The sequence below is a fragment of the Catenibacterium sp. CAG:290 genome, from assembly GCF_000437715.1.
Taxonomy (GTDB): domain Bacteria; phylum Bacillota_I; class Bacilli_A; order Erysipelotrichales; family Coprobacillaceae; genus Catenibacterium; species Catenibacterium mitsuoka_A.
The window spans coordinates 1-1,271 of sequence record NZ_FR898800.1 but is presented as its reverse complement, the minus strand read 5'-3'; the positions used below and the strand labels follow the sequence as shown (position 1 = coordinate 1,271).

Genomic DNA, 1,271 nt, shown 5'->3' with positions numbered 1-1,271 from the left:
TTCACAGTTGATATCTTTAATGAAGGTATTGATATTCCTAAAGTGAATCAAGTCGTTATGTTAAGACCTACTGAATCAGCAATCGTATTTGTGCAACAATTAGGACGTGGTTTAAGAAAGAATGATTCCAAAGAATATGTAGTCATCATTGATTTTATTGGTAACTATGAAAAGAACTTCTTAATCCCTGTTGCTTTGTCAGGACAAACTAATTACAACAAAGACTCATTAAGACAGTTTGTATGTGAAGGTTCACTTATAACCCCTGGTGCTTCTACTATTCAGTTTGATCAAATTACAGAAAAGAGAATTTATCAATCTATCGATGCAGCAAACTTCACACAGGTAAGACTTATTAAGGACTCTTATAAACAGTTAAAAGAAAAGCTAGGTAGAATTCCTCATTTAAAAGAATTCGAGCAATATGGTGCTATTGATGTTCAATTAATGTTCCAAAACAAATCACTAGGTTGTTATCATACCTTCTTATCTAAATATGAAAAAGACTATCATATTCACTTTAGTACTTTAGAGGAAAAATATCTTCAGTTTATTTCATCTAAACTTTCTTCTGGTAAGCGTGTAAAAGAATTAGAGGCTATAAAGTTAATCATCAATAAAAGAACAAATCTTCTCACTCATTTAAAAGAAACTTTAAATAGTGATTATAAAATTGAATTACCAGATGTAGGTATAGAAACTATTTCAAATATTCTGTCTCAGAATTTCATGACAGGGTCAAGTAAAAAGACGTTTGAAAAAGCAGTCTTCTTAGATGAAAATTTTGAGTCTTCACCACAGTTCTTAAAGTTACTTAATAATGAAGATTTTAAGAATCAAGTAATGGAAGTCGTTGAATATGCAATTGATAAAAATAAAAAAGAGTATTCTAATAGATATAAGAATACCGATTTCTGTTTATACTCTAAGTATACATATGAAGATGTTTGTCGATTGCTTAACTGGGAAAAGAATATTGTACCATTAAATATTGGTGGATACTTCTATGATATACGCACAAATACTCTTCCAGTATTTATTAATTATGATAAAGATGAATCTGTTGTAGATACTCAGCAATATGCCGATCACTTTATCGATGCTCAAAACTTTGTAGCTATGTCTAAAAGCAATGTTAGAATCACTAACCCAGGTATGGAAAAATTTGTGAAAGCAGCGGAAAATAAAACGAATATCTATTTGTTTATTAGAAAAATAGCATAAAAATCTAGTTATCCGCATAAAAACTGGACTTATCACACTTTATCAAG

At 29.7% G+C, this 1,271-nt stretch carries 1 protein-coding gene; it reads left to right on the top strand.

Annotated features, from left to right (window positions below; genetic code table 11):
• Window positions 1-1,224 (top strand): DUF3427 domain-containing protein (locus QVO42_RS04230; RefSeq protein WP_288163815.1); only part of this gene is annotated, 1,224 nt, incomplete at its 5' end.
• Window positions 1,225-1,271 lie beyond the last annotated feature (47 nt).